This window comes from Verminephrobacter aporrectodeae subsp. tuberculatae At4 (assembly GCF_000193225.1).
Classification (GTDB): domain Bacteria; phylum Pseudomonadota; class Gammaproteobacteria; order Burkholderiales; family Burkholderiaceae_C; genus Acidovorax; species Acidovorax aporrectodeae.
In genome coordinates, this window is sequence record NZ_AFAL01000796.1 from 1 (window position 1) to 393 (window position 393).

Below are 393 nucleotides of genomic sequence, written 5' to 3' on the forward strand. Positions count from 1 at the left end.
TGCGCGCGCACCAGGGGCGCGCGTCCTTCCGGCTCGCCCCACACGGCGTCCAGCCGCAGCACGGCGCCGGTCAGCACGCCGTGGGCGGCCAGCGGCGTCGAGCAACTGCCGCCCATGGCCCGGCTCACGGCGCGCTCGGCGGCGACCGTGAGCCAAGTGGGCTGGTGCGCCAGCGGGGCCAGCGCGGCGATCAGGTCCGCGCGATCGCTGCGCACCTCGATTCCCAGGGCGCCCTGGCCGGCTGCGGGCAGCATGGCCGCGGGCTCGAACAGGGCGCGGATGCGCGCTTCCAGGCCCAGGCGCTTCAAGCCCGCGGCCGCGAGCACGATGGCGTCGTAGCGGCCTTCGTCGAGCTTGCGCAGGCGCGTATCGAGGTTGCCGCGCAGCACCTCG

The 393-nt window shown here is 76.3% G+C and carries 1 pseudogene; it reads right to left on the reverse strand.

Features of this window, described 5'->3' with window-relative positions:
- Positions 1–393: pseudogene (locus VTU_RS0121605) on the reverse strand (hydroxymethylbilane synthase); the annotation flags it as partial.